This window comes from Corallococcus sp. EGB, from assembly GCF_019968905.1.
Classification (GTDB): Bacteria; Myxococcota; Myxococcia; order Myxococcales; family Myxococcaceae; genus Corallococcus.
In genome coordinates, this window is the sequence record NZ_CP079946.1 from 1417876 (window position 1) to 1435074 (window position 17199).

The 17199-nt window shown below is 70.4% G+C and carries 17 protein-coding genes; 7 read left to right on the forward strand and 10 right to left on the reverse strand.

Annotation, left to right across the window (positions count from 1 at the left end; genetic code table 11):
- The first annotated feature begins 14 nt into the window (after window positions 1-14).
- From KYK13_RS05850 to KYK13_RS38800, 3 genes are all read left to right on the forward strand, one after another.
- Window positions 15-551, forward strand: a complete 537-nt coding sequence (locus KYK13_RS05850) for a PDDEXK nuclease domain-containing protein (RefSeq protein WP_223646536.1) — start codon at window positions 15-17, stop codon at window positions 549-551.
- Window positions 552-853: 302 nt separating this feature from the next.
- Window positions 854-1180, forward strand: a complete 327-nt coding sequence (locus tag KYK13_RS05855) for a hypothetical protein (RefSeq protein WP_223642616.1) — start codon at window positions 854-856, stop codon at window positions 1178-1180.
- A gap of 23 nt (window positions 1181-1203) precedes the next feature.
- On the forward strand, window positions 1204-1335 hold the full coding sequence (locus KYK13_RS38800) for a hypothetical protein (protein ID WP_255654221.1): 132 nt from the start codon (window positions 1204-1206) through the stop codon (window positions 1333-1335).
- 101 nt (window positions 1336-1436) lie between these two features.
- Here KYK13_RS38800 and KYK13_RS05860 read toward each other — a convergent pair whose 3' ends face one another.
- The 3 genes from KYK13_RS05860 to KYK13_RS05870 are packed head-to-tail and all read right to left on the reverse strand — an operon-like array spanning window position 1437 to window position 3914.
- The gene (locus KYK13_RS05860; protein ID WP_223642617.1) at window positions 1437-2360 is read right to left on the reverse strand and encodes a hypothetical protein; all 924 of its coding nucleotides are present in this window, start codon (window positions 2358-2360) and stop codon (window positions 1437-1439) included.
- Window positions 2361-2370: 10 nt separating this feature from the next.
- Window positions 2371-3057 (reverse strand): leucyl/phenylalanyl-tRNA--protein transferase, encoded by a 687-nt coding sequence (gene aat, locus KYK13_RS05865; protein WP_223642618.1) that lies wholly within the window; start codon window positions 3055-3057, stop codon window positions 2371-2373.
- 14 nt (window positions 3058-3071) lie between these two features.
- A complete protein-coding gene (locus KYK13_RS05870; RefSeq protein WP_223642620.1) occupies window positions 3072-3914 on the reverse strand; it encodes an LEA type 2 family protein in 843 nt (280 codons plus the stop codon).
- Between the two features lie 56 nt (window positions 3915-3970).
- Between KYK13_RS05870 and KYK13_RS05875 the strand changes: the two genes are divergently transcribed.
- Complete coding sequence (locus tag KYK13_RS05875; protein ID WP_223642621.1) at window positions 3971-4615, forward strand: hypothetical protein; 645 nt, start codon at window positions 3971-3973, stop codon at window positions 4613-4615.
- Between the two features lie 10 nt (window positions 4616-4625).
- Window positions 4626-5120, forward strand: coding sequence for a hemerythrin domain-containing protein (locus tag KYK13_RS05880; RefSeq protein WP_223642622.1), 495 nt, complete (start codon window positions 4626-4628; stop codon window positions 5118-5120).
- On the opposite strand, the gene KYK13_RS05885 is transcribed toward KYK13_RS05880, so the two are convergent.
- Window positions 5101-5811 carry a hemerythrin domain-containing protein gene (locus KYK13_RS05885; protein WP_223642623.1) on the reverse strand — a complete coding sequence of 237 codons (711 nt, stop codon included), beginning with the start codon at window positions 5809-5811 and terminating at the stop codon, window positions 5101-5103. The genes KYK13_RS05880 and KYK13_RS05885 overlap by 20 nt on opposite strands.
- Before the next feature lie 252 nt (window positions 5812-6063).
- Between KYK13_RS05885 and KYK13_RS05890 the strand changes: the two genes are divergently transcribed.
- Together KYK13_RS05890 and KYK13_RS05895 are read left to right on the forward strand one after the other, a co-directional pair.
- Window positions 6064-7701, forward strand: coding sequence for a hypothetical protein (locus tag KYK13_RS05890; RefSeq protein WP_223642624.1), 1638 nt, complete (start codon window positions 6064-6066; stop codon window positions 7699-7701).
- Between the two features lie 62 nt (window positions 7702-7763).
- Entirely contained in the window at window positions 7764-8522 is a 759-nt protein-coding gene (locus KYK13_RS05895) for a hypothetical protein (protein WP_223642625.1), read from the forward strand.
- A gap of 104 nt (window positions 8523-8626) precedes the next feature.
- On the opposite strand, the gene KYK13_RS39040 is transcribed toward KYK13_RS05895, so the two are convergent.
- The 6 genes from KYK13_RS39040 to KYK13_RS05925 are packed head-to-tail and all read right to left on the reverse strand — an operon-like array spanning window position 8627 to window position 17180.
- Window positions 8627-10531, reverse strand: coding sequence for a tetratricopeptide repeat protein (locus KYK13_RS39040; protein ID WP_223642626.1), 1905 nt, complete (start codon window positions 10529-10531; stop codon window positions 8627-8629).
- A complete protein-coding gene (locus KYK13_RS05905) occupies window positions 10531-11169 on the reverse strand; it encodes a hypothetical protein (RefSeq protein ID WP_223642628.1) in 639 nt (212 codons plus the stop codon). The genes KYK13_RS39040 and KYK13_RS05905 overlap by 1 nt, the downstream gene beginning before the upstream one ends.
- Window positions 11166-11672, reverse strand: coding sequence for a hypothetical protein (locus tag KYK13_RS05910; RefSeq protein ID WP_223642629.1), 507 nt, complete (start codon window positions 11670-11672; stop codon window positions 11166-11168). Before KYK13_RS05910 ends, KYK13_RS05905 begins: the two co-directional genes overlap by 4 nt.
- Window positions 11663-14935, reverse strand: coding sequence for a tetratricopeptide repeat protein (locus tag KYK13_RS05915; protein ID WP_223642631.1), 3273 nt, complete (start codon window positions 14933-14935; stop codon window positions 11663-11665). Before KYK13_RS05915 ends, KYK13_RS05910 begins: the two co-directional genes overlap by 10 nt.
- The gene (locus KYK13_RS05920) at window positions 14932-16548 is read right to left on the reverse strand and encodes a tol-pal system YbgF family protein (protein ID WP_223642633.1); all 1617 of its coding nucleotides are present in this window, start codon (window positions 16546-16548) and stop codon (window positions 14932-14934) included. Before KYK13_RS05920 ends, KYK13_RS05915 begins: the two co-directional genes overlap by 4 nt.
- The gene (locus KYK13_RS05925; RefSeq protein WP_223642635.1) at window positions 16545-17180 is read right to left on the reverse strand and encodes an outer membrane beta-barrel domain-containing protein; all 636 of its coding nucleotides are present in this window, start codon (window positions 17178-17180) and stop codon (window positions 16545-16547) included. Before KYK13_RS05925 ends, KYK13_RS05920 begins: the two co-directional genes overlap by 4 nt.
- Window positions 17181-17199: the final 19 nt, after the last annotated feature.

Here is a 17199-nt window from a genome sequence, read left to right on the forward strand (position 1 = left end):
CGCACCCGACGGCAATCGACGAGTTCAAGAACGCCTACAGCATTGAGTTTCTCGGCCTCGCCGCCGAACACTCCGAGGCCGACCTCCACGATGCGCTTCTCCGGAACCTCGGCCGCTTCCTCACCGAGTTGGGGCGCGACTTCTGTTTCGTCGGCTCGCAGTACCCGGTGCAGGTCGGTAGCCAGGACTTCGCGATCGACCTCGTGTTCTTCCACCGAGGTATTCAGTGCCTCGTCGCCTTCGAGCTGAAGGTCGACAAGTTCAAGCCCGCCGATCTCGGTCAGCTCTCGTTCTACGTCGAGGCGCTTGACCGCGACGTGAAGAAGCTCCACGAGCGGCCCTCGATAGGCGTACTCCTCTGCGCGACGAAGGACGACGAGGTCGTCGAGTACGCGCTCGCGCGGACGACGGCGCCCACGCTCGTCGCCGAGTACCAGACATTCCTGCCGTCCAAGGAGCTGCTGCGGGCCAAACTCCACGAGTTGTACGCTCAGCTCGCGCCGGAGGATGCGGTCGTTCCCCGCGCGACGTATCTCCGGAGACGCTCATGAGCGGCACCTCATCCCTCGAACGTCGTGCCACTCCACGACGCCCGTGAAAGCAACGGTGTTCGGTGGCAGGCGTACATCTCTTCGACCGCACCCCCTGGTCTAAACGTACTTCTCGACGAACTCCCTGTTCCTGCCTCGCTCCATTCTCGCGCACCTCGGCAGGTCTCCATTGCGCTCACGAACTGCTGCGACTTCGGGACCTGTCAACGTGAAGGAGACAGTGGGTTCATAAGCCCTTGTACGCTGCTAACAGCATCCAGGGGCTTTTCGCGTGAAGCGCTCCGGAAGGAGAGAGGCCCGTGATGGCAAGCTCCAGCCTCGAAGGGCAGTTGGTCGATGCACAAGGCAACCTCATCGGCAGGGTGCGTGTGTCAGCGAAAGGCGGCCGTTGGTCGGGAGAGGTCGACCTCAACGGCGCTGCACCGAGCATCGTGTCGCTCTTCGCTGAATTCGAGGAGCTGGTGAACGAGCAGGTGCTGTCCCTTCTGGACGACATGGAGGCTCAAATCGCCCGGCTCGGTGCACGGTTGCTGGTTGCCGGGGAAGAGGCTCTCCCCGTGGAAGACCTGCAGATCTACCCAGCAGAGCGGGTGGTTTCTTTCCGAGCCCCCACGCTGCTCGTGAAGTGACGTCACCCATCGCAAGATTCGCCATGCGCCTTTATCGTCCCGTCGGGCTTCAAGAGTTGCTGTTGATCTACCGCTCGGGCATGCGGCGGTTTCCACCGCGTCTGCCGGAGCAGCCCATCTTCTACCCGGTGCTCAACGAGCCATACGCCCGGTAGATCAGCCGGGAGCAGATCGCCACCGGGCCCCAGGTGGTGGAGGCGATCCGGAAGGTCTGGACGGAAGCCTTCCCGGAGCTTCCCCTGGGACTCCAGCCCGCTTAGTGCGCGCTGGACCCGTGATACGTCTTGCGCAGCTTCAAGTCCGACACGTCCACCGTGCCGTCCTGGTTGTCCGTGCAGTACCAGAATGAATCGTGCGGTGCCTGGACGCCGCCCTTCTGCGTGCGCGTCACGCCGTTGTAGACGGAGCCGGCGATGAGGTAGCGGAACACCTGCGGCGCCTCCGCGGTCACCAGTTCGTTGTTCTGTTGCATCTCCTTCCAGACCACGCAGTACTGCTTCAGCGCCGCCCAGGCGCCCTTGGAGTAGCGCGGGCTGGCCAGCATCCACACCTCCAGCTGCGGGCACATCTCCGTGCCACCGTCGTCCGCGGCGCCGTAGTGCATCGCCGCGCAGACCTCGTCCGCGCGCATCTCGTTGAGCGTCACGTCACCCTGCGCCTGCCAACCCGCGAGCCGGGAGAACTGGAAGCGGCGCATCATCAGCGCGTCCACCCGCGTCAGCGACGGCGCCATGAAGGCCGTGGGCTCAGGCAGTGCGAACGCGCCGGCACCGTGCGGCCCCACGCCCGCGTCCAGCACGTAGCCTCCCCACGTGTACATGAGGAACAGCGACCACGCGTCCTTCACGAAGGCCCGGTACGAAGTCGGCGTCCCGTTCGCCAGACCCCAATTGAGGATGTCCGTCATCGCCGCGACGGCCCAGTCGTCCGACTCCTGGTACCAGTAGTACCAGCGATACGCCTTCCCTCCCGCCGTCCTCAGGAACGCCTCCATGCCCCGTACGGTGACGTTCTTGTGCGCGGCGAAGTCCCGCTCGTACGACGCGACCTGCGCGTCGAGGCACCAGAAATAGATTTTGACGCTCTGGCCCGCGCAGCGGGCCGCCAGGGCCTTGGGGCCGTTGATGTCGCGGTTCCGGTCCGCCGGAGGAGCACCAATCCAGGTGTAGTGGATGTCCATCCCCGGAAGCCTACTCCGTCCACGGCCCCCGCCGCGTGGGCTCCCGCAGCGCCTGCCCGAGCGCCGCGAGGAAGCGCTTGCGCGGCCAGGACTCCGCCCCGAAGCGCTCCAGGTGCTCCGTCTCCACCTGGCAGTCGATGAGCTGGAAGCCCCAGCCCTTGAAGCGCTCCACCGCCGTGGCGAACGCCACCTTCGACGCGTCCGGCGCCAGCGCGAACATGCTCTCCCCGAAGTACGCCGCGCCCAGCGACACGCCGTACAGCCCGCCCACCAGCACCTCGCCGTCCCACGCCTCCACCGAGTGCGCCAGCCCCAGCTCGTGCAGCCGGATGTACGCCTGCTTCATCGCGTCCGTAATCCAGGTGCCGTCCTGCCCCGGCCGGTGCACGCGCGAGCACGCGTCGATGACCTTGGGGAACGCGGTGTCGTAGCGCACCGTGTACGTGCCCCGGTTCATCACCTTGCGCAGCGAACGCCCCACGTGAATCCTGGCCGGCTCCAGCACGAAGCGCGGGTCGGGCGAGTGCCACAGGATGGGCTGCCCCTCGCTGTACCAGGGGAAGATGCCCTGCGAGTACGCGGCCACCAGCCGCTCCGGGCGCAGGTCGCCGCCCACCGCGAGCAGGCCGCTCTTGTCCGCCTTGGAGGGCGGGGGGAACAGCTCGGGCTCGTCGTCACTCAGCAGGTAGATGGGCACGCGTGCGCGCCAGTCTAGCGGGACACGTTGAGCTTCACTTCACCCTTGAGGACGTAGGGGACCTGCAACAGGGGACCCTTCAGCTCGCCCTTCACGCTGTAGGGCAGGACGCCCTTGGAGATGAGCGCCTTGACGCCCGGGCCCCAGGACTGGGCCGTCACCGCGACCTCCACCGGGTACACGCCCGTGGCGGACGCATCCACCGTGTCCGCCTGGGCGGTGGTGCCCTCCTCCAGCGGCCGGTCCGAGACGGCGACCTGGTAGGTCAGCGAGTCCAGCCGCAGCGGGAAGGGGTTCGGGTTGCGCACGCCCAGGCGCAGGTTCATCTGCACCTCCTCCGGCGAATAGCGGGCGGCGTCCAGGCTCTCCACGATGACCTCCGGCAGCCGGGGCACCCGCACGGCGCGGCTGGCGGCGAAGGGCAGGGTGTCCTCGCTGCCGTCGGTGCGCACCACCAGGGTGCCGCGCAGCGCGATGAGCACCGTGCCGCCCTGGGCGCTCAGGCGGGCCAGGTCCTCGGGGCTCTTCACGTAGGCGGACTTCTCCTCGATGGAGAAGTTCGCGGGCGTGCCCGGCGCGAACGGCACCCCCAGCTTCGAGGACCCCGTCTTCACCACCTTCCCGTCGGCGACGAGCTCGTAGTCGGCGCGCTCCACGACGCCGTTGGCGGTCCCGGTGATTTGTCCGGTGTAGCGCACGGAGGCGTCGGTGAGCCCCTGGGAGACGACGGCGGTCTCCTGGGCCGTCAGGGCAGGGGGGCCCCCGGAGCGGACCGGGGCGGAGGCGCACCCGGAGTTGAGGGCGAACAGCGCGGACACCAGGGCCAGCAGGCAGGTCGAGCGATTCACAAAGGACATATTGGGGAGGGCAGGCGCTGGTCCCAAGGGGATTTCCGCTAGACTGTCCACCAACCGTGGCTCCCCGACGTCCCAACTTCAACCGGACCCTGCGCTCCCTCATCCGGGACATCGCCGCGCGCATGCCCGAGTTCAGCCACGTGAAGGTGGGCCGCATCCTCGTCGTCGCCGGTGAGGCCCGCCGCGCGTCGCGAGGCACGGTGAAGCCCCTGTGCTTCAAGGGGGGCAAGAGCATCGACAAGGCGGGGCGGCGCAAGCCGGTGGTGCGCATCCGGGGCCGCCGCATCCTGTACTGCATCACGCTCAGGCCGCTCTTCTTCCGGGGCTCCACCGCGAAGTCGCGGCTGGAGACGCTGATGCACGAGCTCTTCCACATCTCGCTGCGCTTCGACGGCACGCTGCACGCGGGCCGGCGCCACGCGAAGCTGGGCGCGGAGTTCGGGCGCCGCCTGCGGCCGCTGGTGCGCCGCTACCTGAAGCTGTGCCCGGAGGCGCTGCTCGCGGACCTGGCCTACACGGGCGAGGTGCGGGTGCTCCAGTGGCTGGAGCGTCCGGGCCCGGCCTATCACCCGCGCGCGTCGCACCGCCGCGTGCGCAAGGTCTACACGGAGGACCAGCTCTACTCCGGCGTGGCCCGCATGGTGACGCCGCGTCCGCGCGTGGCCCGCGAGGCCCACGTGCGCGACGACAAGGTGCACTGAGGGGCCTGGGATGTCCGGGCCCACCGACTTCGTCAGCCTCGGCGCGCTCCACCGCGAGCTGGAGGAGCTGTTCCTCCAGCACCAGGAGGCGCTGATGGGCATGGACCTCGCCGCCGCGCGCGAGCGGCTGGCGAGGTATCGGGACGAGCTGACGCGGCACCTGGAGGCGGAGGAGGCCCTGCTGCTACCGGAGCTGCCGCGCGCCGGACGGATCCGAGGCGCGGCGCCCGAGCTCTTCACCGGCGAGCACCAGCGCATGCGGGAGTTGCTGACGAAGTGCCAGGAGGCCGTGGACGCGCTGGACCCGGGCGCCCCGGACTACCGCCGCGCGGTGCTCCGGGTGTTCGACATGGAGAGCACGTTCAAGCACCTGGAACACCACCACTCGCTGCGGGAGGAGACGTACCTGTTCCCCGCGTTGGATGGGGTGCTGGGGGCGGAGGAACGGCGGGCCCTGCTGGCTGCGTTCCTCGCGCGCACGGAGCCTACTGCTCCGAAGGCGTGAACCGGGCGAGCTCGAAGATTCCGAGCGCACGCTCCAATTGAGCCACCTCCTTGAGCGCGTTCTCGAAGCCATGGCTCCCCAGCAGCTTGTGTTCCTGCTCCTCGAAGCGCTCGCCGAGCTCCTTGAATTGCTTCGCATCGAAGAGGTCGCGGAAGGCGGGGAACAGGACCGTGTCCTCGCGCGCGGCGTGCGGCCGGTACATGTCGCTGAACTGGGTGAGCTGCATCGCGACCGCGGCCCTGGGTTCGGGTTTCGTGAGGGCGTCCCGACCCGAGGTCGTGGCGAGGATGGACTCGGTGATCTTGCGCCCGGCGGCGTGCTGTTCGAGCAGCACCTGAACGAGCTCCTGCTGCTGGCCCGCCTTCACCAGCCGGGGGAACACCTCCGTCTCCTCCGTCTTCTCGTGGTAGTTCTCGCCAAAGCGGCGCATGAGGCGCGTGGCCTGGACGAGCACCTCCACGGGAGCCTTCTCGTCAGGACTGCCGAGGCGGCGAGCAATCTCCTCGTACACCAGGAGCGTGCGGCGGATGATGCCGTGCTCGCGCATCAGGTCCTCGGTGGCGTTCACCTCCGCGGGCTTGGACTTGCTCTGGGGCTTGGGCGCCGCGGCGAGGGCGTCGCTGGCCGTGGCTCCCACGCCCAGCAAGGCGACCGTGGACAAGAAGCTGCGGCGACTGGGGGCTTCGCTCATCGACAATCTCCTTGAATACGCGTGTCGGGAATCCGCCGCTCCCGGTCTCTCACGGTGGACTTATGGGCTGATGCCTCGTCGGCCGAACCTGTCCGACAGTCGAACAGGTCTGTCCGCGGCGCGGCTGGCAGGGCGGGCGAGCGGGAGAGCCGTCGTCCTCCTGGCTCTGCTTGGAGTCGGAGCGCGCGTGCTGTCCTTTCGCCCGCATCCGGCCCCGGTGTGGGGTGCTGGCTCGAACGAGGTTTCCTCCAGGTGGGACGTGGGTTCTGGGCGTGGTGCGGGGCGCTCGTGGCGTGGGTGCTCACGGGCTGCGATTCGGGCGCGGCGCTGACGCCCTGTGCCGCTGACTGCGAGGGCGCGGCCTGCGCGGCCTGTGTCACATCCCTTCCTGAAGAGACCGCCCGGCCCGCGCTCGCGTGTGATCAGCTTCCCGCGCCCTCGCGGTGCCTGGGGCCCCGGGTGCTGGAGCGCTGTGAGGGCGGTGCCGTGCACCGGGAGGACTGCGCGGAGGACACGACCTGTGTCGAATCTCCCGGGGGCGCCTGTGTCGCGGGCACGGCGTGTGTCGACGGCGTCTCGCGGTGCACGGAGTCGCGCGCGTTGCAGGTGTGCACGAATGGCCGGTGGGCCGCTCGGGCCTGTGACGTGGCCTGTGAAGCCGCGCCAGGCCGGGGCTTCTGTGGACGGCCCGGGCCCACGTTGAGCGGCTTGGTGCGCTACGCGCGACGCTTCCCGGATGCGGAGTTCCGTGCGTGGACGCCGGACGTGGAGCCGGTGCCCGCGCGTGGATTCCTCATCGTGTCGTTCCAGGGCACGAAGGTGCTGGACTCGCAGGTGACGGATGAAGCCGGCCGCTTCACGCTGACGGTGTCGGCCTCTCCCGGCGAGGACGACCGCGTCGTCGTTTACGCCGCCGGGCGGGGGCGGGATGGCGCGGTGGCCTACGCCGTGGCGGACCCCGGCCTGCCGGGCGCGCAGTCCGTGAAGACGGCGCCGGGGGACGCGGCCCGCATCTGGAGCTGGTCCCGCACGACGCGAGAGCTGTCCGAACAGCCCGTGTTCAACCTCGCGGAGTCCGAGGGCGCCGGCGCGGCCGCGGTGTTCGACGTGCTGGGCACGGCGTGGCGCCGGATGCGCGAGCGCTACGACGGACGCGACGGCATGTCCGTGGTCGCGTGGCTGGGCTTCGGGACGACGTGGTCCTGCGGCGCGTGCTTCGCGCCCTGGCCGGTGACGACGGTGGGCCGGAGCTGGGAGTCACAGGTGTGGCTGCCGGGGGACTCGGATGCGGCGTGGTGGTCGGACGCGATGGTGATGCATGAGCTGGGGCACTGGGTGATGGCCAGCCGGGGCACCAGCCCGGAGGAGGGCGGTCCGCACTACGTGGGCGTGCCCACCCTCCCGGGACAGGCCTGGAGCGAGGGCTGGGCCACGTGGTTCAGCGCGGACGCGCGCCGCAGTCCCCGCTACTTCGACCGGCAGGGCGGGACGATGTTCTGGGTGGACCTGTCCGCGCGAGCCTCCTCGGTCAGTCCCTGGACGCGGCCTCGCGCGGAAGACGGCCTGCTCCAGACCGTGGACGAGAACGAGGTGGCCGCCATCCTCTACCGCACGGCGGCGGGCACACCGTCGAGCCAGCCGCTCTACGACGCGCTCGCCGCGCCCGCGATGAACCGGTCGCCCTGGGCCCGCGGCTACACGCGGCACACGTGGAAGCGCGATGAGCAGGGCGCGCTCACGGACGTGCTGGACACGGGCAAACCGTCGCCGTGTCTCGCGGACTTCCTGGACGCGCTGAGGTGCCGGGGCTTCCCGAGCACCCTGGTGGACGCGGCCACCGAACCCGCCACCGCCTTCCCGTACCCCAGCCACGCGCCCCTGTGCCCATGAAGCTTCCCCGTCCAATGCAGCGAAGCCGGCGGTCCCTCCTGCGCCCCTGGATGCGGAGACGCGTGGCAGGGGCCGTGCTGGCGCTGGCGCTCGTCGGTGCACTCTCCGCGAGCATGGCGTCCAGCGTGGAGCGCGTGCGGCGCAAGAAGCCGCCACGGTCTTCCGAGCCACCTCCGCGGGCCCAGGAGCACTCCGGCCCCATGTCCTCGCCAACGCTCCTCGCGTCAGCGCGGTCGGTGGCGCTTCCCGCGGAGGGAAGGGACGCGTGGAGCCTGAAGTCGCGCGAGCGTCAGGGCTCGCGGGCCACGCCAGCGAAAGCGCAGCCCCTGGATGCGACGGCCGCCCGCGCCATCGCGCCCACGCAGGGCCCGGAGGAAGGCGTCACCGCGACGGACAGCCCGTGGTCACCGTCCACGGTGCTTCCCGCCACGGCGCGAATCCCCGCGCCGCTGCACGTCTCCTGGAGGGTGGTGGACGCCAGCGCGGACACGGTGCGGCTCGTCGCGCGATTGGACCGGAGCCCGGGCTTCACCGCGCCCGTGCAGGTCTCCCTGCGCGTGCCGCCGAGAACAGTCCTCCGGGAAGGCCCCACGTCGCCCGTCGTCCTGGACGGCGAGACGCGCGAAGTGCCCTGGACCCTGGGGCTGCCCGAGGGCGGCGGCCCCGATGACGACCTCGTGCTGCTGGCGAGCGCCGGGGATGGGGCCTTCGGAGTCCACGCGGAGGCCCGCTACCACTTCGGTGGGGCGCTCGCGGAACCACCGCGGCCCACGCCCACAGGGCCTCCGCTGCCAGACGCCCTCATGCGCTCGAGCGAGTAGGCCCAAGCCCCAACATCCCCGCGGTGCACCTGCCGCCGCCGACGCGGCCCGGACCTGTCCGACTGTCGGACAGGTCCGCGCGGTGCGCCGCGGGCGTCGCCTGACTACGGCGTGTCCACGGCCAGCTTCTGCAGTGCGGCCTTCGCGTCCGCGTGGTCCGGCTGCAGCTGCACCGCGGCCTCGTACTCCTTCTTCGCCTCGGCCTTGCGGTTGACGGCTTCCAGCAGCTGCGCGAGCGCGTAGTGCGGCTCTCCCGCGCTGGCGTCCACCTGCGACGCGCCCCGGAAGGCCTTCTCCGCCTCCTGCAACTTGCCCTGCCGGTACAGCGTGTGCCCCAGGTACAGCAGCCCCAGCGAGTTGCGCGGCTCCACCGCCAGCACGTCGCTCAGGACCCGCATCGCCTTGGCGTCGTCACCGCCTCGCATGTACAGGAAGCCCAGCTCCGCGCGGGCCTCCAGCTGCGCGGGGTCCTTCGCCACCACCGCCTCCAGCTCCGGCACCGCCAGCTCCGGCCGGCCGCGCCGCGAGTGCAGGATGCCCAGCCGCGCCAGCGCCGCCGTGTCCGCCTCATCGCCCTCGGCGGGCGTCAGCAGCTTCTCCGCCGCGACGTAGTCGCCCATCGAGAGCAGCAGGTCCGCCAGCCCCAGCTTCGCCGCGCGGTGCTTCGGATCCTCCTTGAGCACGGCCTCATAGAGCGGCCGCGCCTGGGCGCCCACGTGCTTCTTCGCGTACGCGTCCGCCAGCATCAGCCGGTTGTCCACCGTGGGCTGGAGCTTCACGCAGGCCGAGTACTGCGCGATGGCGCCGTCCAGGTCGCCCTTGGCCTTGAGCGCGTCACCGTAGCCCGCGCGCACGCCGGGCTCGTCCGGGAAGGTCTCCACCGCCGTCTTCAGCGTGGCCAGCGCGTCGTCCACCTTGCCCAGCTCCAGGTACGCGCGCGCCAGGCCCTGGTACGCCTCCGTCGTCTTCTTGCCGTCGTCGGCGCTCTTCTCGATGGCCTTCTGGAACGCGGACACCGCCTGCGTCTTCTTGCCCTGCGCCAGGTACAGCTGGCCCAGCTGCGTGTACGGGCCGCTCGCGCGGCGGGGCTCCAAGAGCAGCGCCTTCTCGAAGGCCTTCGTCGCCCGGGCGTTCTCCCCCAGCTGGAAGCACGCGAGGCCCAGGTTGAAGTGCGCCTCCGCGTACTTCGGATCCAACGTGATGGCCTTCTGGAACGCGTCCGCCGCCTTGCGCGCGTTGCCCTGGCCGTCCAGCACCACGCCCAGGTTGTTCTGTGCCCGCGCGTGCTTCGGGTCCGCCTTGAGCGCCGCCTGGTACTCCGCGAACGCGCCCGTGACGTCGTTCTCCCGCATCAGCACGACGCCCAGGTTGTAGTGGGCCTCCGCGTCGTTGTCCTTCTGGCGGATGGCCTCGCGCAGCGTCTCCTTCGCTTCCGCCGACAGCCCCTTCTCCGCCAGCGCCTTGCCCAGGTTCACCCGCGCCACCTGGAGCCCGCCGTCCAGCTTCAGCGCTTCCCGGTATGCCTCGATGGCGTCGTCCGTGCGGTTGGCGCGCTGGAGCACCTCGCCCAGGTTGAAGCGCAGCTCCGCGTCCCTGGGCGCCAGCTCCGTCGCCACGGAGTACTGGGTGATTGCCTCGTCCGTGTCGTCCTGGATGCGCGCCAGCAGGCCGCGCTCCGAGCGCAGCGTGGCCTCCTCCGGGAAGGCCGCCAGCGCCGCGTCCAGCACCGCCTTGGCCTTGGGCGCGTCCCCGGACAGCCGCAGCGCGCGCGCCAGCGCCACCTTCGCCGGCACGCCGTCGGGCGTGAGCCCCACCAGCTTCGTCAGCGGGGCCACCGCGCGGCCCGGCTGGTTCTGCGCCAGGAAGGCCGTGCCCAGCTTGTAGAGCGCGTCCGGGTCGTCCGGGAGCTTGTCCGCGCGCGCCGCCGCGGGCTTCTCCGCCGGAGGTGCCTCCGGAGCGGGCGCCTGGGCGGTCAACAACTGGAGGAGGAGGACGCCGGCTTTCGTCATCACAGGTTCTCCACGTATGGGCTGGCGCGCGCGTCGAAGGTCTTCTTGGCCAGGGCGGCCTTCTTCGCCTCCCACGCCTCCTTCGCCGTCTGCGCTTCCTTCGTGTGACCGGAGAGGTTCGCGCGCTCTTCCTTCACAGCGGCCTCGCACTTGGACACCTGTTCCTCGAACGCCTTCGGCTCCAGGCGCTCACTGCCCGGCACCTTCGCCTTGCGCGCCGCCGTCAGCCGCGCCAGCTCGAAGCGGGCGAACGCGCAGCGCAGCGACAGCTTCTCCACCTCGCGCAGGCCCACGTTGAGCCGCTGGTGCGCGCGCAGGAACTCCACGCGGGCCTCCGACTCCGCGATGGCCAGCTTCGCCACCTCGCGGGAGGACGCGTCCGGGGCGCGGTCCTCCTCGTCCTCGGCGGCGGCCTGGCGGCTCTTCGCGCGGCGGATGTTGTCGCGCGCGCGGTTGACCTCGTTGTCCGCCTCGTCCACCCGGTCGATGGCCAGCGCCAGGTCGTTCTCCGCCTCCAGCAGCTCGATGCGCGTCTCGTACGGCAGCTTCTTCACCAGCGCGTCCGGCACGCGCATGCCGTAGCTCGGGCCGCAGGCGGCGGTCAGGAGGGTCAGGCTGAGGAGCAGGGGGCGCTTCATGGAGCAGTGGCCTCGAAACGGCTGAAGATGGTCCGCCCGGAGTAGACGTCGGTGCCGTTGGCGAACGTGACGTTGAACTCGCCCGACACCCGGTCCCCGGGGTTTTTCGGGAGGGACTTCACGAAGAGGTTGCCGCGCTGGAGCAGCGGGAAGGGCCGCACCGGCTCATCCAGCACGCTGCGGTCCACGCTGCCCCGCTGCGAGCCGTCCGCCAGCGCCTGTGCCAGGTCGATGTCCAGCGAGCCCGCGTACTCGGCGTCCGGCAGCATGTCCGCCACCCGCGCGCTCACCTTCAGCACCACGTCCTGTCCGGTGCCCTGCGCGTTGACGAAGCTCACCGCCAGCGTGCCCTCCGCGAGCGCCGCCTCCGTGCGCTGGTAGCGCAGGTCGATGAGCTCCGTCACGCTGCCCTCCAGCCGGCCGCTGCCGTCCTCCCCACACGCGGAGGCGGCGAGCAGCGCCAGCACCGGGGCGATGCGGCGGAAGGGCGCGCTCACTTGCATGCCTTCCACCCCGCGTCCACGTCCGGACCGTTGAGCGTGCCCATGTCCTTGAGCACGGCCAGCTCGCGGCGCGCGCCGTCCGTGTCGCCGAAGCGGCAGCGCAGCGCGGCCAGGTTGAGGCGGGCCTTGTCGTAGGTGGGGTCCGCCTCCAGCGCCTTGGCGTATGCCTCGCGGGCGCCCATGGGGTCACCCAGGTTGAGCATGGCCCAGCCCAGCGCCGCGTGCGCGGACGCGCGCGTGTCCTGCAGCTCCGTCACGCGCCCGAAGGTCAGCTGCGCCATGCCGTACTGGTGCGCGTCCAGGTAGCCCATGCCCAGGGCCTCCAGCGCCTCCGCGGTGAGCACCTTCTCCGCCTTCTTGCGCAGGTCCTCCAGCGCCGCGGGATGCGTGGGCGCGCCGGGCTGCGGCACCGGCAGCGCGGCCACGTCCGTGCGGTTGCGGCAGCCCATCACCGCCGCGCTGAAGACCTCCAGCGACTCCGCGCGGGACAGGCACGCCTTGAAGGCCTCGTCGGAGCGGGCCTTGAGCGGCGCCACCTGCTGCTTCACCGCGTCGTTGAACTGCTTCGTCTCCGCGGCGGACAGCCCGCCGGGCACCGGCGTCTGGTCCACCACGTCCGCGATGTGGCCGTACGCGAGGGCGATCTTCCACAGCGACGCCACCGCCCACTCCGGATACCCGAGCGACGCGGCCTGCGTGTACACGCCCTCCATGGCCTGGAGCGCGGCGACCTTCTCCTCCACCTTGTCCGCCGGCAGGTCCTTGTAGCCGCGGTACAAAATCTCACCCAGGTACCAGAGCCCCTTGGCCGCCTCTTCCGTCTGGCCGTTGGGGCCCTGCACCGCGGTGGTGAGCGTGGAGATGAGCGCGTCCGGGCTGGCCGTGGGCGCGGTGGTGGCCTGCACCTCCGCGAGCACCGCCGCGGCGGCCACGTTGTTCTTGTCCAGCTTGAGCGCGGCTTCCGCCGCCGTCTTCGCGCGCGAGTAGTCCTTCTGCTTCAGGCGCGTCTCCGCGAGCAGCGCCAGCACCTCGCCCTTGCGCGCGCCCGCGGTCTCCGCGGCCGTCTCCAGGTTGCGGGACGCCTCCGGGTACTCACCCAGCGCGATGCGCAGGCGGGCGCCGGCCATCCAGCCGTCCACCGAGGCCACGTCACCCGCCAGCTTCTGGCCCACCTGCTCGAACCAGCCGGCCGCCTCGTTGAAGGCCGCGGCTTCCGCCGCGTGACGGCCCAGCGTCAGCAGCACGTCCGACAGGTACTGGCTCTTCGGGTAGGACTGCACCAGCTTCGTGCCCAGCTCGCGCTCGCGCGGCAGGTCGCGCTTCTCGCGCGCGGCGGTGAACGCGCCGTAGAGCGCCTTCTCGCCGATGTCGCTGTTCTTGTTCTCGTCCGCGACCTTCATCAGGCCTTCGATGACGTCGCCTGTCTCCTGCGCGCTCTGCAGGGCCAGCTCGTCCAGGGCCTCGGCCTTGCTCTGCGTGAGGATCTTCTGGACCTCGCCGCGGAAGCCGGAGGGCAGGGCGGACGCGAGGAACTTGCGGCCCGTCTCGTCCAGCTTCTTGAAGTCGTTCACCTGCCGCAGGCTGTCCAGGGCCAGGTTGCCCGCCACCGGCGCGTCCTTGTACTGCGGATGCGCCAGCGCGAACGCGGTGAACAGCTCCGCCGCCTTCGGGTACTCGCCGTCCTCGTAGTAGGCGCGCGCGATGTTGAACTTCACGTCCAGCACGTGCGGGCTCTGCGGGTAGCGCGACACGTAGCTCGCGCCCAGGAGCTTCAGCGCCTGGCGCGCGTCGGCGACCTCGAAGGCGTTGCGCTTCTGGGCCTCCTCCGGCTTGAGCGTGGAGAAGTGGGCCAGCAGCGCGCCGTACATGGCGGAGTCCACGGCCTTCTCGTCCTTGGCCTTGTCCTCGTAGCGGGCCAGCTCCTCGAACTGGCGCGCGGCCTCCGGGAACTCCTTGGCGGCGAAGAGCGCGTCCGCGCGGTTCTTCATGATGGGCCGCACGTACTGCTCCGGCCGGAACAGCCCCAGGTACTCGCGGTAGGCGTCCGCGGCCTTCACGTACAGATCACGCGAGTCCGCCTTCTGCGCGGCCAGGTGCACCTGCGTGGACAGGTCGCGCGCCATCTCCTCCAGCTCCGCGAGCTGCTTCTTGCGCTCGGACTCCGCCAGCTCCGGGTCCGTCTTGCTCTCCACCGCGGCGCGCACGAGGAAGCGGATGTCCTCGGGCTCCGGCATCACCTTGCCCTTGGCGGCCTTGAGCGAGTCGTACAGCTTCTGCCCGCGCTCCAGGTCCATCTCCGGGTCGGGCTGCACCTCCATCAGCTTGCGCAGTGCGGGGATGGCCCACTCGTACTGCTGCTTGATGAAGTAGCGGTTGCCCAGCTTGTCCAGCGCGAGCGCGTACGTGGCGCGGCTGTCGCTGAGCTTCTCGAAGTAGTTGAGCGCGCCCTTGGGCGGCTTGGCCTCCGTGTAGCTGTAGACCAGGTCCAGCAGCGCCTCGCGCTTGACGTTGAGCGCCTTCTTCACGTCCACGCCGGGCAGGGGCGCGCTGGCGGCGGCCGCCTCGAAGAACGTGACGGCCTCCGCGTGCTTGGCCTGGTTCACGCGGATCCAACCCATCTTGTAGCGGGCCAGGTCGTGCACCGGCGACGGCGGCAGCTCCAGGATGGCCTGGTAGTGCTTCTCCGCTTCGACCAGGTCCGCCTTGTCGAAGAAGTGGTCGCCCAGGATCTGCTCGGCCTCCAGGCGCAGCGGGCTGTTGGGGAACTTGCGCGTCAGGTCGCCCAGCGTCTTGAGCATCTCGTCGAACTGGCCCAGCTCGCGCTGCTCGTGCGCCAGGTAGAACGTCACCTGGTCCCCGTCCTTGAAGTCCGGGTACTCGCGCAGCAGGCGGTAGTACATCTGCACCGCCTTCTGCTTCATCAGGCGCGTCTCCGGGGAGACGATGGCGCCCGTGGCGCCCTCCGGCCGGGACTCGGCCTGGAGGTAGTACACGTAGCGGCTCTTCTCCACGTAGAGCTCCGCCAGCCGGAACTGCAGGTCCGGCAGGTACGGCGCGTTGCGGCTCTTGGAGATGAGCTTCTCCGTCTCGCCGATGGCGCGGTCCACCTTGAAGATGTCGCGCTTCAGCTTGGCGATGAGCTCCTCGCGCTCCTTCGCCTTGGACACGATGGGGTTGGCGTTGGGCCCGATACGGCCGCCGGGGCCAGGGGCCGCGGCCGCGAGCAGCGCGGCGGTGATGAGGCCGGTGAACGGGCCGGTCATGGGGTTTCCTCGATGCAACGGCTCTCGATGCGGACCCGGTAGGACTTGAGCTCGTCGTTCCAGTATTCGTTGTCGAACTTGAAGGCGACCTGCGCGGGCGACAGCAGCTCTTCCTCTTCCGCCGCCACCACCTGCGCGCCCTTCTTCACGCGCTCGTACAGCTTGAGGCCGACCTCGTACTCCATCAGGCGCACCTGCTCCGCGGCGCGCAGGAGCGTGTCCGCCTCCTGGCGCACGGCGTCCTGCAGCCGCGCGTCGTACACGCGCACGGCCTCCGCGTGGGACAGGTCATACATGCGGGTCAGGTGCCCGAAGAGCCGCTCGCCGAAGCTGCCGGCGTAGCGGCCCAGGCGCTCGCCCTCCAGGTCCAGCAGGGACACGAACTTCGCGGCGCGCTGGGTGCCGCCGTGCGCGTTGGCGGCGCGGCGCAGGCGCATGTCCTGGCTCAGGTCCTCGCGGTTGCGCACGGCCTCCAGCGAGTCCGCGTACCGGCGCGTCAGCTCCTTCGCCGCGCGCTTGGCGGGCAGGTAGTGGCACAGGTCGCGGAAGATGAGCGCGCGCAGCAGGTACTTGTCCGGCATGAACTCATCGCGGAAGGACGGCGCGTCCAGCGTGGTGAGGATGCCCAGCGCCGCGCGCAGGTCCCCCAGCTTGTAGCGGGTCCACGCCTCCTCCAGGTAGAGGCTGGCGCGGCCGGGGTCCAGCTCCGGCAGCTTCACCTTGCCGTACGCGTCCAGCGCGCCGGGGAAGTCCTTCTTCTCGTAGCGCAGGCGGGCCACCGCGAGCGCCGCCTCGTTGCGCGCCTCGCGGGTGAGCTTCTCGTCCTCGGACAGGGTGAGGAAGTCCTTCACCATCTCCTCCGGCGGATCCTTCACCTGCTTGAGCCGGGTGACGAGCAGCGCGAACTTCGCGCGGCTCGCCTCCGCGCTGGTCTCCGGCAGCTTGGAGAAGTGCGTGTTCGCCCAGCGCTCGTTGCCCACGCGCAGGTCCACCAGGCCCTGCTGGTAGTGCGCGTAGGCGCCCGTCTCGTCCGGGAGGAAGCCCAGGTCGAGCGCGCCGAAGACCTGCTCGTCGATCATCACCTCGTCGTGCGGCCGGTCCGTCAGCCCCTTCAGCGCGTCCAGCGCGCGCGGCAGCACCTGGGGGTTGGTGCGCTCACGCGCGATGCGGGCCAGGTAGGTCGCGCCCGCGTGCGTGAGGCCCAGGTCGATGAGGCTCCTGGCGAGGAAGTACTGGCCCCACGCGTAGTTGTCGTCCGTGCGGGGCGTGGTCTCGAGCCACGCGTACAGCGGGCCGGCGGCGTCGCGCGGCTTGCCGTCGAAGTACGCCTTGAGCGCCTTGTCGAAGGTCTCCGGCGCCACCTTCTGCGGCGGGGGCGGCGGCGCTTCCGCGACGGCGGCCCTGGCGGGGGCGGGCGTGCCCGCGGCGGTGCCGGCGTCCGTGGGACCGGCGGTGCCGGCGTCCGTGGGGGCGCCAGCGGCCTTCGCGGTGGCGGCGGCCGGTGGGGGAGGCATGGGCAACGTGCCCGCGTCCGGCGCCGCGCGGGCGACCGTCGGGGACACGAGGAGCGCGGCGCTGGCGAGCGCGGCGGCGATGAGCGGGCGTGACGTCATTCCGTGGCGCCGAAGTTGAAGGCCGTCCCAATCTGCAAGGTGGGCACGTTGATGATGCGCGACGCCCCCGCGAAGACGGTGTTGTTGGTCACGTCCAGCCGGAAGGACACGTTCTTGCTGGAGAACACGCGCACGCCCAGGCCCAGGTTGACGGCGGGGCGGAAGCCGTCGCTGCGGTCCACCTTCACCACCGTGCCGCCGGCCAGCAGGAAGACCTCGAAGTGGATGACGTTCGTGTTGAGCAGCGACGTCTTGCCGTACAGCGGGCTCCACATGAGGTCGCTTCCCACCATCCACTGCACCTGGTCCTCGAAGGCGGCGGAGACGGGGGACACGTCGAAGTCGCGCTCCAGCTGGCGGCGCAGGCTGGTCTGCACGTTGTAGCTGTACGTGCCACGGGCCACCTGCCACGCGAGCGTGTCGCTGAAGTGGTACGCGTAGCCGACGGTGCCGATGAGCCCCTTGTAGTAGGCGTCCGCGGGCAGCACGCCCACGCCGAGCGAGAGCTCATGGTGCATGCGGTACAGCCGGTCCTGCACCGCGGAGACGGTGCCGGGGTTCTCGAGTTCCTCGGCCTGGGCGCGCGCGAGGCCGGGCACCAGGCACAGGAGGGAGAGCAGGAGGAATCGCACGGGGACTTTTTCCTGTCAG

Excerpts from the sequence above, each read along its gene's own strand:
- KYK13_RS05910 (WP_223642629.1), bottom strand. The coding sequence starts at position 11,672 with ATGCAAGTGAGCGCGCCCTTCCGCCGCATCGCCCCGGTGCTGGCGCTG.
- KYK13_RS05885 (WP_223642623.1), bottom strand. The coding sequence starts at position 5,811 with ATGAGCGAAGCCCCCAGTCGCCGCAGCTTCTTGTCCACGGTCGCCTTG.
- KYK13_RS05880 (WP_223642622.1), top strand. The coding sequence starts at position 4,626 with ATGTCCGGGCCCACCGACTTCGTCAGCCTCGGCGCGCTCCACCGCGAG.
- KYK13_RS39040 (WP_223642626.1), bottom strand. The coding sequence starts at position 10,531 with ATGACGAAAGCCGGCGTCCTCCTCCTCCAGTTGTTGACCGCCCAGGCG.
- KYK13_RS05860 (WP_223642617.1), bottom strand. The coding sequence starts at position 2,360 with ATGGACATCCACTACACCTGGATTGGTGCTCCTCCGGCGGACCGGAAC.
- KYK13_RS38800 (WP_255654221.1), top strand. The coding sequence starts at position 1,204 with ATGCGCCTTTATCGTCCCGTCGGGCTTCAAGAGTTGCTGTTGATCTAC.
- KYK13_RS05905 (WP_223642628.1), bottom strand. The coding sequence starts at position 11,169 with ATGAAGCGCCCCCTGCTCCTCAGCCTGACCCTCCTGACCGCCGCCTGC.
- KYK13_RS05915 (WP_223642631.1), bottom strand. The coding sequence starts at position 14,935 with ATGACCGGCCCGTTCACCGGCCTCATCACCGCCGCGCTGCTCGCGGCC.
- KYK13_RS05870 (WP_223642620.1), bottom strand. The coding sequence starts at position 3,914 with ATGTCCTTTGTGAATCGCTCGACCTGCCTGCTGGCCCTGGTGTCCGCG.
- KYK13_RS05920 (WP_223642633.1), bottom strand. The coding sequence starts at position 16,548 with ATGACGTCACGCCCGCTCATCGCCGCCGCGCTCGCCAGCGCCGCGCTC.
- KYK13_RS05855 (WP_223642616.1), top strand. The coding sequence starts at position 854 with ATGGCAAGCTCCAGCCTCGAAGGGCAGTTGGTCGATGCACAAGGCAAC.